The following is a 15,171-nucleotide window of genomic DNA, read 5'->3' on the forward strand; positions in this document are numbered from 1 at the left end:
CCTCCTCGGCGGCCACACGGCGCTTGCTGACGGCGTCCGGATCGGGCACCACCCGCAGCTGCGGCGGTGCCGGCGCGGCGAGCGGGGTGGGGGAGAAGTCGACGGCGTCGGCAACGGCCACCGCCGCGGTGAGGTCGGCGTCGTCGAGCCCGGTGCTGCTCAGCGCGGTGACCAGCAGCCCGGTGCGCAGCGCCTCGGCGGCGTGCGCGTCGATCATCGCCGCGGTCAGCGTCGCCTCGATCTGGTCGGCCACCGCATCGGTGACCCGTTGGCCGTGCTCGCCGGCCAGGCCACGGGCCCGGGAGGTGACCGCAGCGGTGAGCTGACGACGCTGCTTGGTCAGGGCGCGCAGCTCCGTGCCGGAGAGCGTGGCCTGGGCCTCGCGCAGGGCCTCGCCGACGGCGAGCACCTGGTCGACCTGGGCCGGATCCCGGCGCACCAGCAGGTTCACCACGGCTGCGGCCAGGGTCGGCTTGCGCAGGGCCCGGATCGCATCCGCCAGGGGCCGGTCGCTGCCACGGTGCTCCTTGACGGCGGCGTCGCGGGCAGCGGTGAACTCGCCCAGGGGCAGCCCGTAGAGGCGATCGGCGATGCTGAGCAGGGAGTCGGTCAAGCCAGCGCCCACCCCTTCGCACGCTCCACCGCGTTCACCCAGCGGCGGTACCCGGCGTCGGCGCGGGACCGGTCGGCGGCGGGCTCGAAGCTGCGGTCGACCTGCCAGGTCGCGCGGAGCTCGTCGGTGGAGCCCCAGACGCCGGTGCCCAGGCCGGCCAGGAAGGCGGCGCCGATCCCGGTGGTCTCCACGAAGCGGGGCCGTTGCACGACCATGCCGAGCTGGTCGGCCTGGACCTGGCAGAGCAGGTCGTTGCTGGCGGCGCCGCCGTCGACGCGCAGCGCGTTGCCCTCGCCCATCGTCTCGATCACGTCGCGCACCTCGTAGGCGATCGCCTCCAAGGTGGCCCGGACCAGATGCGCTCGCGAGGTGCCCCGGGTCAGGCCGATGATCATCCCGCGGGCGTGCGGGTCCCAGTGGGGTGCGCCCAGGCCGGTGAGCGCGGGCACGAAGACCACGCCCTCGGTGTCGTCGACGGTGCTGGCGATCGCCGCCGTCTCGGAGGCGGAGCCCACGATCTGCAGGCCGTCGCGCAGCCACTGCACGGCGGCGCCGGTCACGAAGATCGAGCCCTCCAGGGCATAGGTGAGCTCCCCGTCCGGCGAGCGCCAGGCCGCGGTGGTGAGCAGGCCCGCGTCGCTGCGCACCAGCTCGCTGCCGGTGTTGGTGAGGATGAACGAGCCGGTGCCGTAGGTGCACTTCGCCTCGCCGGGCGCGAAGCAGGCCTGGCCGAACAGCGCCGCCTGCTGGTCGCCGGCGAGTCCGGCGATCGGCAGCTCCAGGCCACAGAACATCCGGGCGTCGGTCTGCGCGATCACGCCCCAGTTGGGAACCAGGTCGGGAAGCGCCTCGCGGGGAACCCCGAAGAGGTCGCAGAGCTCGGGGCTCCAGTCCCCGGTGGTGAGGTCGAAGAGCAGGGTGCGGCTGGCGTTGGAGGCATCGGTGACGTGCCAGGTGCCGCGGGTCATCCGGGCGATCAGGTAGGAGTCGACGGTGCCGACGGCGTAGCGCCCCGAGTGCACCAGCGCCCAGGTGTTGGGCTCGTTCTCGGCCAGCCACATCAGCTTGGTGGCGGAGAAGTACGGGTCCAGGCGCAGGCCGGTGAGCTCGCGGACCCGCTTTTCGTGGCCGGCCTCCTTGAGCCGGGTGCAGATGTCCGCCGAGCGCCGGTCCTGCCAGACGATCGCGCGTCGCGGCGAGCCGAGCGTCTCGCGGTCCCAGAGCACGATCGTCTCGCGCTGGTTGGTGATCCCGACCGCGGTCAGCGGCGGGCCCTGGTACGCCGCCAGCACCGCGCGGGTCGCCTCCAGCGTCGCCTGCCAGATCTCCTCCGGGTTGTGCTCCACCCAGCCGGGCTGCGGGAAGTGCTGCGCGAACTCCTGGTACCCGCGGGCGGCGATGCCTCCGTCGGTGGTCACCACCAGGGCGGTGACGCCGGTGGTCCCGGCATCGATGGCAAGGATGCTCATGGCTGCACGTTAGGCCATCGCGTCGTGTGCGAGGCCCGAACCTCGTGGTCACAGTGCGATCTCAGGTTGCCTCACGATGCGCGTGATCGTTGCCACAGCAAGGGCGATGGGGTCAGAGTGTGGTCAGACACGGCGCCGGGTACCGGTCGTCACTGGCCACGTCGGAAGGCAGACCACACATGGCAGAGACACATGCAGAGCCGCAGGAGGACCAGCACGAGCTGAAGCGGGTGCTGGGGCCCAAGCTGCTGCTCCTCTTCATCGTCGGGGACATCCTCGGCGCCGGCGTCTACGCCGTCACCGGCACGATGGCGGGTTACGTCGGAGGTCTGCTCTGGGTCCCGTTCGTGGCTGCGTTCGTGGTGGCCACCCTGACCGCCTTCAGCTACCTGGAGCTGGTCACCAAGTACCCCCAGGCCGCCGGGGCTGCGCTCTATGCGCACAAGGCGTTCGGGGTGCACTTCCTGACCTTCATGGTCGCCTTCGCCGTGATCTGCTCGGGCATCACCAGCGCCGCGACGTCGGCGAACACGTTGGCGCAGAACTTCTTCCAAGGCCTTGCTCTCAACGGCGTGCTCGATGCGAGCGACGCCACCGGAGCGACAGTGACCTCGGTCGACAAGAGCACGGTCACCCTGCTGGCGATGGGCTTCATGGTCCTGCTGGCGCTGATCAACCTGCGCGGCGTGGGCGAGAGCGTGAAGTTCAACGTGGTGCTGACCCTCGTCGAGGCCACCGCCCTGTGCATCGTGATCGGCATCGGCTTCTCGGTGATCGCCCGCGGCGACGCCGACATGACGGAGCTCTTCTCCTTCGAGGACTACCAGGACATGGGGCTGCTGTTCGCCGTCACGGCGGCGACCTCGGTGGCCTTCTTCGCGATGGTCGGCTTCGAGGACTCCGTGAACATGGTCGAGGAGACCAAGGACCCGGAGAAGATCTTCCCGCGCACCATGCTGATGGGCCTCGGCATCGCCGTCTTCCTCTACATCCTGGTCGCGATCGCCGTGGTCAGCGTGCTCACGCCTGACGAGTTGAAGACCATCTCCGACTCCGAGGGCAGGGCGCTGCTCGAGGTGGTGCACAAGGGCGCCGGCGACTTCCCGATCGACAAGATCTTCCCGTTCCTCGCGGTCTTCGCGGTGGCCAACACCGCCCTGATCAACATGCTGATGGCGAGTCGGCTGTTGTACGGCATGGCACGGCAGCGGGTCATCCCGAAGGCCCTCAGCCAGGTGCTGCGCTACCGCCGCACCCCGTGGGCCGCGATCGCGTTCAGCACGGTGCTGGCCATCCTGCTGATCTGGTACGTGACCAGCGACCCGGAGAGCAACGTCGTCGCCAACCTCTCCTCGACGACCGCACTGTTGTTGCTCTGCGTCTTCACCATCGTCAACATCGCCTGCGTGGTGCTGCGCAACCAGCGCCCGGAGCACGACAAGACGTTCTTCTCGGCGCCGCGTTGGTCGCCGTACGTCGGTGCCGTCCTCTGCCTCTACCTGGCCGGCCCGTGGGTCGACCGCGACGGTGTGGTCTACGAGGTCGCCGGCGGCATGATGCTGCTCGGCGTGGCGCTCTGGGCGGTCACCTGGCTGATCAACCGGGTCAGCCACCGCGACGACCACCAGCCGCCGCGCTTCGACGATGTGGAGAAGCTGGGGGAGTGAACACCTCCCGGTGACGGGTCGGGGATTCGCGTAGGCTTGACCGCGTGATCCCCGACCTCGCCGCGCTGCAGGCACTTGGTGCCGCACAGCAGCCCACGTACCCCGACCCGCAGGCAGTAGACACCGCAGTGGCCAAGCTGCGTGGCTTTCCGCCGCTGGTCTTTGCGGGCGAGTGCGACGAGCTGAAGGACAAGATCGCCGCGGTCGGCCGTGGCGAGTCCTTCCTGCTCGCCGGCGGGGACTGCGCCGAGGTGTTCAGCCAGGTCAACGCCGACAACGTCCGCAACAAGCTGCGGGTGCTGCTGCAGATGGCCGTCGTGCTGACCTACGCCGGCTCGCTGCCGGTGGTGAAGATGGGCCGCCTGGCCGGGCAGTACGCCAAGCCGCGCTCCTCCGACACCGAGACCCGCGACGGCGTCACGCTGCCGGCCTACCGCGGCGACGCCGTCAACGGCTTCGAGTTCACCGAGGAGTCCCGGATCCCGGACCCGCAGCGCCTGGTCGAGGTCTACCACGCCTCGGCGGCCACGCTGAACCTGATCCGCGCCTTCACCAACGGTGGCTACGCGGACCTGCGCCAGGTGCACACCTGGAACACCGACTTCGTCCGTGAGTCGCCCTTCGCCCAGCGCTACGAGCAGATGGCCAACGAGATCGAGAAGGCCCTCGAGTTCATGCAGGCGATCGGTGCCGACCCCGACGAGTTCCACCGGGTCGACTTCTACTCCAGCCACGAGGCGCTGGTGCTGCCCTACGAGCACGCGATGACCCGCATCGACTCGCGCACCAACGACCCGTACAACGTCTCGGGCCACTTCCTGTGGATCGGCGAGCGCACCCGGCAGCTCGACGGCGCCCACATCGAGTACTTCAAGCACCTGTCCAACCCGATCGGCTGCAAGGTCGGCCCGTCGGCCACCCCGGACGACGTGCTCGGCCTTGCGAACGCGTTGAACCCGAAGAACGAGGAGGGCCGGCTCACGCTGATCACCCGCTTCGGTGCCGGCAAGATCCGCGACGTGCTGCCGCCGCTGGTGGAGAAGGTGCGGGCCGAGGGCGTGAACGTCACCTGGGTGACCGACCCGATGCACGGCAACACCTTCGAGGCCTCCACCGGCTTCAAGACCCGTCGCTTCACCGACGTGCTCGACGAGGTGCAGGGCTTCTTCGACGTGCACCGCGCGCTGGGCACCGTCCCCGGCGGCATGATGGTCGAGATGACCGGCGACGACGTCACCGAGATCGTCGGTGGCGGCGAGGAGATCGACGAGCACGGCCTGGCGCACCGCTACGAGTCCGTGGTCGACCCGCGCCTGAACCGGGTGCAGTCGCTGGAGCTCGCCTTCCTGGTCGCGGAGATGCTGCGCCGCTGACGCCGATGATCGATCTGCGCAGCGACACCCTGACCGCGCCCACCGACGAGATGCGGCGGGCGATGGCACGCGCAGAGGTCGGCGACGACGTCTATGACGAGGACCCGACGGTCCGCCTCCTCCAGGAGCGGGTCGCCGGGCTCTTCGGCCACGAGGCGGCGCTCTTCGCCCCGACCGGGTCGATGGCCAACGTGCTGGCGGTGCGGACCGTGGTCGGCGTCGGCGAGGAGGTGCTCTGCGAGGCGAGCGCGCACATCGCGCGTGCCGAGCTGGGCGCGCACACCGCCTACACCGGACTGGGCATGCGCACCTGGCGCGGCGATGGCGGCGGCATCGACCGGGAGGCGATCGCGGAGATGTTCGCTCCCGACCTCGGGCCGTTCTTCGTGCCGACCAAGGCGATCTCGGTGGAGAACACCCACAACTTCGCGGGCGGCACCGTGCAGCCGCTGGCCGATCTGCAGTGGGTGCGGTCCTTCGCCGACGAGCACGGCTGTGCGGTGCACATGGACGGCGCCCGGATCTGGAACGCCCACGTCGCGACCGGGGTTCCGCTCGCCGAGTACGGGGCGAACGTCGACGTGCTCGCGGTCTGCCTCTCCAAGGGGCTGGGCGCGCCGGTCGGCTCGCTGCTGGTGGGCAGCGCCGCGGCGATCGAGGAGTCGCGGATCTGGCGCAAGCGGATGGGCGGCGGGATGCGCCAGATCGGCATCCTCGCCGCGGCTGGGCTCTACGCCCTCGACCACCATGTCGAGCGGCTCGCCGAGGACCACGAGCACGCCCGGATGCTGGCCGAGGCGGTGGGCGTCGACCCGGCGACGGTGCCGACCAACATCGTCGTCTTCTCGGTGGACGACGCCGCCTCCTACGTTGCTGAGGCGGCGGCGTCCGGAGTGCGGGTCAGCGCCGTCGGTGCCCGGACGGTCCGGCTGGTCACGCACCTCGGCGTCACCCGCGAGGATGCGCTACGTGCGCGGGAGGTCCTCGCCGCCGTTCGGTGACGGGTAGCTCTGCGTGGGCGGCGGGCCGAACTGCGGTGCCGTCTGGCCGTAAGGCAGCTGCTGGGTGGGCTGACTCCAGCCGCTCCCGGGCGCGGGGTGGCCCTGAGCCGGGTAGCTCTGAGTCGGATAGCCCTGGTTCGGGTACGCCGGAGCCGGGTTGTACGCCTGGGCGTACCGGTTCTTGAACTGCGTCAGGTTCGCCGGGCGCAGCGCACCCGTCACCAGCGCGATCAGGAGCGCGACGCCCAGGGCGATCAGCGGGATCAGCAACGTGTCGACACCCTTGAGCCCGGCGAAGCCGCTCATCTCGAACTCATGGGGGGTTCCGTCGGCCTCGAGCGAGCCACGCAGCGAGGCGAGGCGGGACAGCGCGGGGATCAAGGCGAAGAGGCCGAGCACCCAGATTCCGAGCGTGACCAGCGGCGAGACGGAGCTCTTGTAGACGACCACGAAGGCGGCCACGGCGAGGACGATCAGCAGGGTCGGGATCGCGAACCAGAGCCCCCAGGCGTTGGCATGGTCGGTCGCGTAGGTCAGTCGCTCGAACTGCGAGTCGCGGGTGCCGTCGAGGTCGCGGGCATCCCAGGAGGCCCCGAGCCGGCCGCCGGCACCGGCATGCAGGAAGTAGAGCCCGGCGTTGCCGAGGGTGGAGAGCCAGAGCGAGACGGTCTGCCGGCTGCTCAGTCCGTTCTGGTCGTCCTGGATGCCGTCGGCGGTGAACCAGAAGCAGATCCAGCCGATGAGTCCCGCGATCGGGAGCAGGGCGAGCACCGAGGCGAGGCCCCACAACGGGGCGGCCAGGTAGGAGTGAAGACTCTTCAGCTGGCCGGTCAGCCGTCCGCCCTGGCTGAAGGCGATCAGCGCGAGCAAGCAGAAGACGACCAGCAGCGCGGAGAAGAAGGTCCCCGGCAGGGAGGCACCCCAGGAGAGGTCCTCCGCGTCGTCGAAGTCCATCGCCCGGGCGAGGTCGGACTCCTCGCCGCGGAAGACGGCGACCAGGATCAGCGCGAGTACGGCGTAGAGAGCGGCCACCCGGAGCGCCTGGACAATGGCTCCGGAGAGCTTGGTGAAGTGCCGGGTCTGCCGATGGAAGAGGAGGCCGATGACGCCGAGGACCAGCAGGGTGATGGTCAGTGGCATCACGCCGCCGGAGCCGATCATCTCGGCGGACTCTCCGGGTACACCCATCGTGGCGACGAGGGTGGTGCCGGTCGCCGCAGCCAGCGCGCCGACGGTCAGGGTCATCCGGTCATCGGTGCTGGTCTCGGGCAGCTCGCCCAACCAGATCAGACCGGCCGACGCGGCGATGCCGGCCGCTACCGCCAGCACCGCGATCCCCAACGCGAGCAGCCAGGCCCATGGGTTGAGCATGGCCAGGTTGAGCTGCGGGGTGGGGCGGTAGACCGGAGGCGGTCCGGTGGGGGCCCAGGCCGCCGGCGCAGCCGCGGTCGGTGGTGCGGGCGGGACCGGCGGCGCGGGTGGGAAGGCCGTACTGGTGGGTGGCGTCGCTGACAGCGGAGCGGTGGGCGGCGCCGTCGCCGGCTCCGGATGAAGGGCGCCGCACGACGGGCAGAACCGCCCGCCTTGAAGGGGTGCGCCGCACTGCTGGCAGAAGTTCACGAAGCCTCACTTAGTCCACGATTCCGGGCGACTCTAACCGCAGGCGACCCGGGCGTGCGCCGGAAATGCCGTACGGCGCCCGAGCAGTCTCGGACGCCGTACGGGCATTACCTCAGGCCAGAAGCGCAGTGCTGTCTAGCCCAGGGCTCAGTGCTGCGGCGGCTGGCCGCGCTGGCGGGGCTGACCCCACTGCTGCGGGTTCTGCGGGCCGGGCGCCTGCGGGGGCTGGCCACCGGCAGGCGGCTGCTGGCCCCACTGGCCGGGCTGCTGCGGCGGCTGCTGACCCCACTGACCGGGCGCCTGCTGCGGCGGGGGCGGCGGCTGCTGGCCCCACTGCTGCTGCGGCGGCGGTGCGCCCCACTGCTGCTGGCCGGGCTGCTGCTGACCCTGGCCGGGCTGCTGGCCCCACTGCTGCTGGTTCTGCTGCATCTGGGCCTGCGCCTGCTGGGCGGCGGCCTGGGCCTTCGCCTTGACCGCGTTCACGTCCAGGTTGCCGGTGACCACCAGCAGCACGGCGGCGACCACGATCGAGAGCAGGAAGAAGAGGCCCGTGGTGCCGAAGCCGCTGACGCCGAGCCAGAAGCTTCCCTTGTAGGTCTCGTCGTCGGCCTCCACCTTGAAGTTGAGGTGGGCGTTCGCGAAGCGGACCAGGAACGGCACCGCGACCAGCAGCAGGCCCAGGTAGACCGCGACGTTGCGCAGGATCTTGGTGCGGTCCAGAGACTTCCAGATCACCACGTAGGCGCCGGCCGCAGCGATCGCGATCGCCACCAGAGGCGCGATCCAGAAGAGCACGCCATTGTCGTCGGCGAAGTCTCCGAGCCGGTCGAGGCTCTTGCCCTGGCTCAGCTCGTCGTCGCCGTCGGAGTCGAAGCCGACATTGGCGAAGACGCCGAGTGCCAGCATCCGCACGCCGAGGGCCGGCAGCACGGCGACCAGAGCCATCACCTCGCTGAAGCCACGGGCGTCGTCGTTGCCGGCGATGATCGCGATCAGGTAGAGCAGACCGGCGGCAGTGGTCGCCACGGCGACGGCGGCGATGCCGATCAGCGGAGCGGCGACCCACGCGTGGACCTTGGCCCAGACGCCGGTCAGCCAGTCCGGCCGCACGAAGCAGGTGAGTGCCAGCACGGCGGTCAGCAGCAGGAAGCCGAGGAAGATCGCGCCCGGGATGGAGAGGTGTGCCTCGCCGTCCTGGAGGCCGAGACCTGCGGGTCCGACCTGGGTGCCGTCACTTCCGTCGGTGCTTGCGTAGCCCTTGATCTCCGGGCTCCAGATGCGCAGCACGATCGCGAGCACCAGCAGGGAGAGCATCATCAGCACGCCGGCACGGACCGCGTCGATGAGCGCGGTGCGCACGTCAGGGTAACGCGCGGTGACCCGGCGGAACAGGTAGATCGCCACGCCCAGTGCCAGCACGGTGGCCAGCAGGGGGTACTGCCCGAGGCTGGCCGTCTGGTCGTAGTCGTAGTCGTCGTTGCCGAGGTCATAGATGATGTTCGGCCCGAAGGTCGCCCCGGTGAGCAGCAGCGCCATCGCGATCGCGCTGCCGACCTTGAGGTCCTCGGCGGTGGTGAAGGCGATGATCAGGTTGACCACCAGCGCGACGCCGAGCGCGGCCCCGACGACGGTCGCCATGCCGAGCCAGTTGCCGGCCAGGATCTTGGAGAAGTCGAAGGAGGGCTTGCCCGGCCCGCCGAAGCCCTGACCGGGTGCGGCGTACGCACCGCCGGCGGGCGGTGCCCACTGCTGGCCCTGCGGAGCCTGCTGGCCCCACTGGCCCTGGCCGGGCTGCTGGGCCTGCTGGCCCCACTGCTGCTGCGCGGCGGGCGCCGGCGGCGGCTGCTGCCAGCCCTGCTGGGCGGGAGGCTGCTGCTGCCACTGCTGGGCCGGGGGCTGCTCGGGCTGGGCGGGCGAGCCCCACTGCTGCGGGGCGGGCGGCGTCGGCTGAGCCGGCGGCGTGGGAGCCTGCGCGGTCACGGCAGCGGTGGGGTCGGCCGGCGGGGTGCTGGGCCGGACCTGGGTGGCTTCGGGAGCGGCAGGGGCTGCGGCCAGGGACTGGCCGCAGGAGCCACAGAAGGCGGCGCCAGGAGTGACCGCTGCTCCGCAATGCGGGCAGGTGCTCATGGTGAGACTCCGATCGTCGAGTCAGGGTTGATGGCGTTGCATCCACCCTAGAGTGTGTCGCGGGCGGTATGCGCGCAATGTCTGGGGGCGCGCACCGCCGGGCAGCACCTACCCCGGCACGCGCCGGTCAAACCTGAGGGAGACCGGTTACCGGGTGCCCTGGATCTCGATGCTGCTGATCGCGGTGGTGTTGCGCGGGTTCGGGCCCGGCTTGCTGACGTCGAGCAGCCGCAGCCGGACCGTCCGGGTGCGCACGCCGTCGATCGGCAGCACCTGGAGATCCGTGGTGCGCCGAAGCGTCTGCTCCACCTCGGTGCCGTCGTCGAAGGACCAGACGACGCGCTGGATCTTGCGGTTGCTGCGGTACCAGTTCACGTCGCCGTCGCTCTTGGCGTAGCCGTTGACCATGCCGACCGAGGAGATCGTCGCGTCGGCGTCGAGGGTGAAGATGATCTCCGCGCCGGTGGCGTCGCCGGAGATCCGGTACGCCGTGGCGGGGTCGTCGTCGAGCATGTTCTCCACCGGGTAGCTGACCGGGTTGCCGGCCACGTCCTGGCGCGGAGCCAACGGTGCGGGCGCGTTGATCTGGGCCGACGCGGCCACGTTCTCGGTGTCGGGGTCCGCCTCGGGCGGCGTGATCGCGGACGGCGTCTCGGAGGGGGACTCCGAGCCGGCGGGCGTGCTCTCGGATGAGCCGGGGGAGCGGCTGGCGCTGGACTCCGCGCCACGCGCGTCGTCGGCGTCGTCCTCGTCGCTGAGCAGCAGGTAGCCGCCGGCAGCCGCCATCAGCAACAGCACCACGAGCAGCGCGATCCAGGGAGCGCGGGAGGGGCGGGTGCCCTTGCGCTGCCCGTGGTCGGCGGGCGGCGGCTGGTGCCCGAAGTCGCCGACCGGCGCGTTCGTGCCCGCGGCCCAGGCGCCACCGGCGGCCACCGGCGCGGAGATCGGGCGCTGGTTGGTCACGGTCGGCTGCGCGGGCGGTGGGTCGGCCGGAGCCGCCGGCTGGGTGGGCGCAGCCGCGCCCTGACCGGGGGCGTCGGCGAACAGCGGGTACCGGGCGCCGGTCGAGGCGTCGGGCTGGACGGCGGGGAGCCGGACCGAGGTCGCGGTCGGGTCGTCCTCGGCGGGCGGAGAGACAGGGGCACCGCAATTGGTGCAGAAGCGGCCGGGCTCCAGCCCTGCTCCGCAGTTCGTACAGAATCTCATCACGCTGTCCCTCTTGCCGACGTGGGCCCGTCGCCCCCCGGGGAGGGTACCGGAACGAGGTTGTACTGCGTCCACCTAGCGGACGGCGAGCGGCCCGCCGTCACGCCTCGAGCGTCAGCGGATCAGCTCGCGCGCGTCCACCCGATCCACCATCGGGGGCAGCCGGCGCACGGCCTGGGCCAGCTCCCGCAGCTCGGTGCCCAGCAGTGCCTGCGGCCCGTCGCACAGCGCCGTCTCGGGGTTGGGGTGCACGTCGACGATGACGCCGTCCGAGCCGACCGCGATCGCGGCCCGGGTCAGCGGCACGACCAGGTCCTTGCGGCCGGCCGCGTGCGAGGGGTCGACGATGATCGGCAGGTGGCTGGCCGCCTGGACGACCGGCACCGCGGAGATGTCCAGGGTGTTGCGGGTGGCCGGCTCGAAGGTGCGGATGCCGCGCTCGCAGAGCACCACGTCGAGGTTGCCGCGCTGCGCGATGTACTCGGCCGCCATCAGCCACTCCTCGATGGTCGAGGACATCCCGCGCTTGAGCAGCACCGGCTTGCCGGCCTCGCCGACCGCCTGGAGCAGACCGAAGTTGGCCATGTTGCGGGTGCCGACCTGGAGCATGTCGACGTGCTCGGCGACGATCTCGATGTCGCGGGCGTCGACCACCTCGGTGACCACCGGCATCCCGGTCGCCTCGCGGACCCCGGCCAGGATCTTGAGCCCGGCCGCGCCGATGCCCTGGAAGGCGTAGGGCGAGGTGCGGGGCTTGAAGGCACCGCCGCGCAGGATGGTGGCACCGGCCGACTGGGCCATCCGCGCCGCCTCGACGGTCTGCTCAGCGGTCTCGATCGCGCACGGTCCGGCGATGAAGGTGAAGCTGCCCGGGCCGATCGGCACCTGGCGACCGCTCGGGCCGACCCAGACCGTGGACCGGTCGGGGTGGTGCTGACGGCTGACCAGCTTGTACGGGTCGGAGATCCGGCGGACGTCGGCGACGCCGCGCAGCGTGCGCAGGTTCAGGTGGTGGAACGACTCGATGTCGCCGACCAGGCCGATGATGGTGCGGACCACGCCCTTGCTCACGAAGGCCTCGCCGCCCACGCTCTCCACGCGTTCGACCACGTGCGCGATGTCGTCGTCGGTGGCGCCGGGGGACATCACGATGACCATGTCGTGAGCGTAGTCCGGTGTCGATGGGTGGAACCGGCGCGCTCAACATGCGGAATTCCTGGGGGCGGCCGGCTCAGACGCCGATGTGGGTGACCTCGCCCTCGATGTGGCGACGCGGCGCGAGCTCCACCAGCAGCATCGCCAGCAGCACCAGGGCGCCACCCCCGAGCAGGCGCGGCGTCGGGTCCTCACCGCCCAGCGCCACCGCGAAGCCGGCCGCGAAGACCGGCTCCATGCTCATCACGATCGCGCTGCGGCTGGGGGAGAGGTGCGCCTGGGCCCAGGTCTGGCCAGCGATCGCCAGGGCACCGGCGAAGACCGCCATGTAGACGATCGAGAGCCAGTCCGAGCCACGCTCCGGCAGGGTGATCCCGTTGGGCGCGGCCCCGATCACGCAGATCACCGAGATGGTGGCCAGCTGGATGATGGTCAGGCCGATCGCGTCCTGCGGCGTCGACCAGGCGCCCAGGCCGACGATGTGCAGGGCGTAGACCACCGCGCTGACCAGGGTCAGCGTCTCGCCGTAGCCGAAGGCGAGGCCGCCCGGCTGCAGGGTCAGCAGGCCGATCCCGGCGATCGCGACCAGCACCGCGACCCAGGTGGCGGCGCCGATCCGGTGCCGCAGCAGCACGGCCGCGAGCAGCGGGGTCGCGACGACGTAGAGGCCGGTGATGAAGCCGGAGACCGACGCCGCGGTGTGCGCCAGGCCGATGGTCTGCAGGATCTGGCCGCCGGCGTAGAGCGCGCCGAGCACCATCGCCTGGCGCCGGGCCCGGCTGCTGAGTCGCCCGACCGCGCGCGGGAAGATCAGCCAGAGCACCAGGGTCGCGATCGGGAAGCGCAGCGCCAGGAAGTCGAGCGCGCTGATCCGCTCGGAGAGGTCCTTGATCAGGATGAACGTGGAGCCCCAACAGGCCGTAATCGCCAGCAGAGCCAGCGTGGCCAAGCGGGTCGTGCGGGTGGAGCTCACTTCGTGGCCGAGGCGCGCAGCCGGCGCAGGACGTCCAGGTCGGGGTTGTCGGCGTCGCGGGAGCCGGGGGTCTCCAGGATGAACGGCACGCCGTCCGTGAGCGGGTGCGCGAACAGCTCCTCGAAGGCGCTCTCGCCGATGAAGCCGGCGCCGATGTTCTGGTGCCGGTCCTTGAAGGCTCCGCGCACGTCCATCGAGTCGTTGGCGTGGATCAGGCGCAGCCGGTCCGGGCCGCCGATCTCGGCGATCCGCTCCACGGCGCGGGCTGCCCCGCCGGCCTCGTCCAGCGGCTCTCCTGCGGCGAAGACATGGCAGGTGTCGAGGCAGATGCCGGCCTTGGGGTGGAAGTCCACCGCGGCCAGGTACGGCTCCAGGTCCTCGACGCCGGCGCACAGCGAGCGGCCCTGCCCTGCCGTCGGCTCCAGCAGCAGCCAGGGCGCGTCGTCGTCATCGAGGGCGTCCAGCAGCGGTAGGAGTCCCTCGCGGACCTGGCGCATGGCGGCGGCGAGCTTCTCCTCGCTGCCGGCCGGGTCCACGTAGGAGCCGGTGTGCACGACCACGCCCTCGGCGCCGATCTCGGCGGCCCGCTTCAGGTTGTGGGCGAGCACCGCGACCGACTTCTCGTAGGTGGCCGGCGTCGGGGAGCCCAGGTTCACCAGGTAGGGGGCGTGGATGAAGGCACGGGTGCCGGTCTCGGCGCAGCGTTCGCGGAAGAGCGCGTCCTGCTGCGGGTTCCCGGCCGAGTGCGCCCAGCCGCGCGGGTTGCCGACGAAGACCTGCAAGGTCTCGCAGCCCAGGGCGTGAGCATCGCTCAACGCGCCTGCGGCGAGGCCCTTGCCGACCTGGAGATGGGTACCGATCGGGTTGCGCGTGGCGGGGGTGGAGAGTTCAGGCACCGGCAGAGCCTACCCGTGGCGCCGGGCCCGATCAGAAGACGGTCAGGGTGATCGTGCTGCCCTTGGGGACCTTGTCGCCCGACCCCGGATTCGAGGAGATCACGTAGCCCAGCCCGATGCTCTCCAGGTGCCGCTTCACCTTCACCTTGAAGCCGAGGTCCTCGAGCTTCTCGGTCGCCGCGTCGACGCCCATCGCGCGGACCGACGGCACCTCGACCAACGGCGGGCCCTTGGAGACCACGACCGCGATCGCGTCGCCGCGGTAGCGCTGTCCGGTGGTGGGCGACTGCGAGATCACCTTGCCCTCGGCGAGGGTCTCGCTGTAGTCCTCGGTGCGCTCGAGGGTGAGCTTGGTGCGCTTGGCCCAGGCCTCGATCCGGCTGAACTCCTTGCCGGTGAAGTCCTTGACGTTGATCGGCTTGCGGCCCTTGCTGACCACCAGGCTGACCCGGGTGGTGGGCGGGCGCTGCTCGCCGGTCCGGATCGTCTTGCCGTCGACCTCGACCCGGATCGCGGTGCCCTCGGGAATGGTCTCCGAGTACACCTCGACGGTCTCGTCGTAGACGAAGTGCTCGGTCAGCAGCGCCTGGGCGTCGTCCTCGCTCTGGCCCTTGACGTCGGGGATCGGGTAGAGCTCCTTGCCCAGCGAGAGCACCACGGTGACCGTGCCGCCGTTGACCACCCGATCGCCCGGCCCGGGGTCGGTGCTCAGCACCTGGCCCTCGGCGACGTCGTTGGAGTACTCGGGATCGCCGAGCTCGAACTCGAGCCCGGCGTCGGTGATCCGCTGCTCCGCCTCGGCGGAGGTGAGGTCCAGCACCGCCGGGGTGCTGGTCCAGCGACCGACCCCGAACCACCAGGCGCCGGCACCCACGAGAGTGGCGATCAGGAGTGCGACCAGGAGCAGGATCGGCCCGCGACGGCGCGAGCGCGGCTCCGCGTCGTCTTCGGCGGGGACCGCGGCTGCGGTGGGGCGAGGCGGAAGGCCGGAGCCACCGGAGCCGGCTCGGGGGCACGCTGGGTGGCGATCGTCTGAGCCGCCGCCCGGGTCTCGGCCTGGGTCTGCTGCGG

12 protein-coding genes are annotated in these 15,171 nt (G+C 71.1%); 3 read left to right on the forward strand and 9 right to left on the reverse strand.

Features of this window, described 5'->3' with window-relative positions; all coding sequences use genetic code 11:
- Positions 1-609: 609 nt before the first annotated feature.
- On the reverse strand, positions 610-2,082 hold the full coding sequence (glpK, locus tag ABD151_RS05035; RefSeq protein WP_343991947.1) for a glycerol kinase GlpK: 1,473 nt from the start codon (positions 2,080-2,082) through the stop codon (positions 610-612).
- A 179-nt stretch (positions 2,083-2,261) separates the two neighbouring features.
- On the opposite strand from glpK, the gene ABD151_RS05040 reads away from it, so the two are divergent.
- From ABD151_RS05040 to ABD151_RS05050, 3 genes are read left to right on the forward strand one after another with little or no spacing between them, the layout of a single operon-like run.
- Positions 2,262-3,749: an APC family permease gene (locus tag ABD151_RS05040; RefSeq protein ID WP_343991949.1), complete on the forward strand. Its 1,488-nt coding sequence runs from the start codon at positions 2,262-2,264 to the stop codon at positions 3,747-3,749.
- Between the two features lie 44 nt (positions 3,750-3,793).
- Positions 3,794-5,122 carry a class II 3-deoxy-7-phosphoheptulonate synthase gene (locus tag ABD151_RS05045; protein WP_343991951.1) on the forward strand — a complete coding sequence of 443 codons (1,329 nt, stop codon included), beginning with the start codon at positions 3,794-3,796 and terminating at the stop codon, positions 5,120-5,122.
- A gap of 5 nt (positions 5,123-5,127) precedes the next feature.
- Positions 5,128-6,123 (forward strand): threonine aldolase family protein, encoded by a 996-nt coding sequence (locus tag ABD151_RS05050; protein WP_343991953.1) that lies wholly within the window; start codon positions 5,128-5,130, stop codon positions 6,121-6,123.
- Here ABD151_RS05050 and ABD151_RS05055 read toward each other — a convergent pair.
- The 8 genes from ABD151_RS05055 to ABD151_RS05090 form a co-directional block, all read right to left on the reverse strand.
- Positions 6,088-7,494 (reverse strand): hypothetical protein, encoded by a 1,407-nt coding sequence (locus ABD151_RS05055; protein ID WP_343991955.1) that lies wholly within the window; start codon positions 7,492-7,494, stop codon positions 6,088-6,090. The genes ABD151_RS05050 and ABD151_RS05055 overlap by 36 nt on opposite strands.
- Before the next feature lie 396 nt (positions 7,495-7,890).
- A complete protein-coding gene (locus ABD151_RS05060) occupies positions 7,891-9,870 on the reverse strand; it encodes a zinc ribbon domain-containing protein (protein ID WP_343991957.1) in 1,980 nt (659 codons plus the stop codon).
- 147 nt (positions 9,871-10,017) lie between these two features.
- Positions 10,018-11,076, reverse strand: coding sequence for a zinc ribbon domain-containing protein (locus ABD151_RS05065; protein WP_343991959.1), 1,059 nt, complete (start codon positions 11,074-11,076; stop codon positions 10,018-10,020).
- 114 nt (positions 11,077-11,190) lie between these two features.
- Positions 11,191-12,234: a 3-deoxy-7-phosphoheptulonate synthase gene (gene aroF / locus ABD151_RS05070; RefSeq protein WP_343991961.1), complete on the reverse strand. Its 1,044-nt coding sequence runs from the start codon at positions 12,232-12,234 to the stop codon at positions 11,191-11,193.
- Between the two features lie 73 nt (positions 12,235-12,307).
- A complete protein-coding gene (locus ABD151_RS05075; RefSeq protein WP_343991963.1) occupies positions 12,308-13,204 on the reverse strand; it encodes a DMT family transporter in 897 nt (298 codons plus the stop codon).
- The gene (locus ABD151_RS05080; RefSeq protein ID WP_343991965.1) at positions 13,201-14,100 is read right to left on the reverse strand and encodes a deoxyribonuclease IV; all 900 of its coding nucleotides are present in this window, start codon (positions 14,098-14,100) and stop codon (positions 13,201-13,203) included. The genes ABD151_RS05075 and ABD151_RS05080 overlap by 4 nt, the downstream gene beginning before the upstream one ends.
- A 31-nt stretch (positions 14,101-14,131) precedes the next feature.
- Complete coding sequence (locus tag ABD151_RS05085) at positions 14,132-14,974, reverse strand: PASTA domain-containing protein (protein WP_343991967.1); 843 nt, start codon at positions 14,972-14,974, stop codon at positions 14,132-14,134.
- 11 nt (positions 14,975-14,985) lie between these two features.
- Positions 14,986-15,171 (reverse strand): hypothetical protein (locus ABD151_RS05090; RefSeq protein ID WP_343991969.1); only part of this gene is annotated, 186 nt, incomplete at its 5' end.

The sequence above is a fragment of the Nocardioides dubius genome, assembly GCF_039528155.1.
GTDB lineage: Bacteria > Actinomycetota > Actinomycetes > Propionibacteriales > Nocardioidaceae > Nocardioides > Nocardioides dubius.

Coding starts and splice junctions, on each gene's coding strand:
- glpK (WP_343991947.1), bottom strand. CDS start 2,082: ATGAGCATCCTTGCCATCGATGCCGGGACCACCGGCGTCACCGCCCTG.
- ABD151_RS05040 (WP_343991949.1), top strand. CDS start 2,262: ATGGCAGAGACACATGCAGAGCCGCAGGAGGACCAGCACGAGCTGAAG.
- ABD151_RS05050 (WP_343991953.1), top strand. CDS start 5,128: ATGATCGATCTGCGCAGCGACACCCTGACCGCGCCCACCGACGAGATG.
- ABD151_RS05055 (WP_343991955.1), bottom strand. CDS start 7,494: ATGCTCAACCCATGGGCCTGGCTGCTCGCGTTGGGGATCGCGGTGCTG.
- ABD151_RS05060 (WP_343991957.1), bottom strand. CDS start 9,870: ATGAGCACCTGCCCGCATTGCGGAGCAGCGGTCACTCCTGGCGCCGCC.
- ABD151_RS05065 (WP_343991959.1), bottom strand. CDS start 11,076: ATGAGATTCTGTACGAACTGCGGAGCAGGGCTGGAGCCCGGCCGCTTC.
- aroF (WP_343991961.1), bottom strand. CDS start 12,234: ATGGTCATCGTGATGTCCCCCGGCGCCACCGACGACGACATCGCGCAC.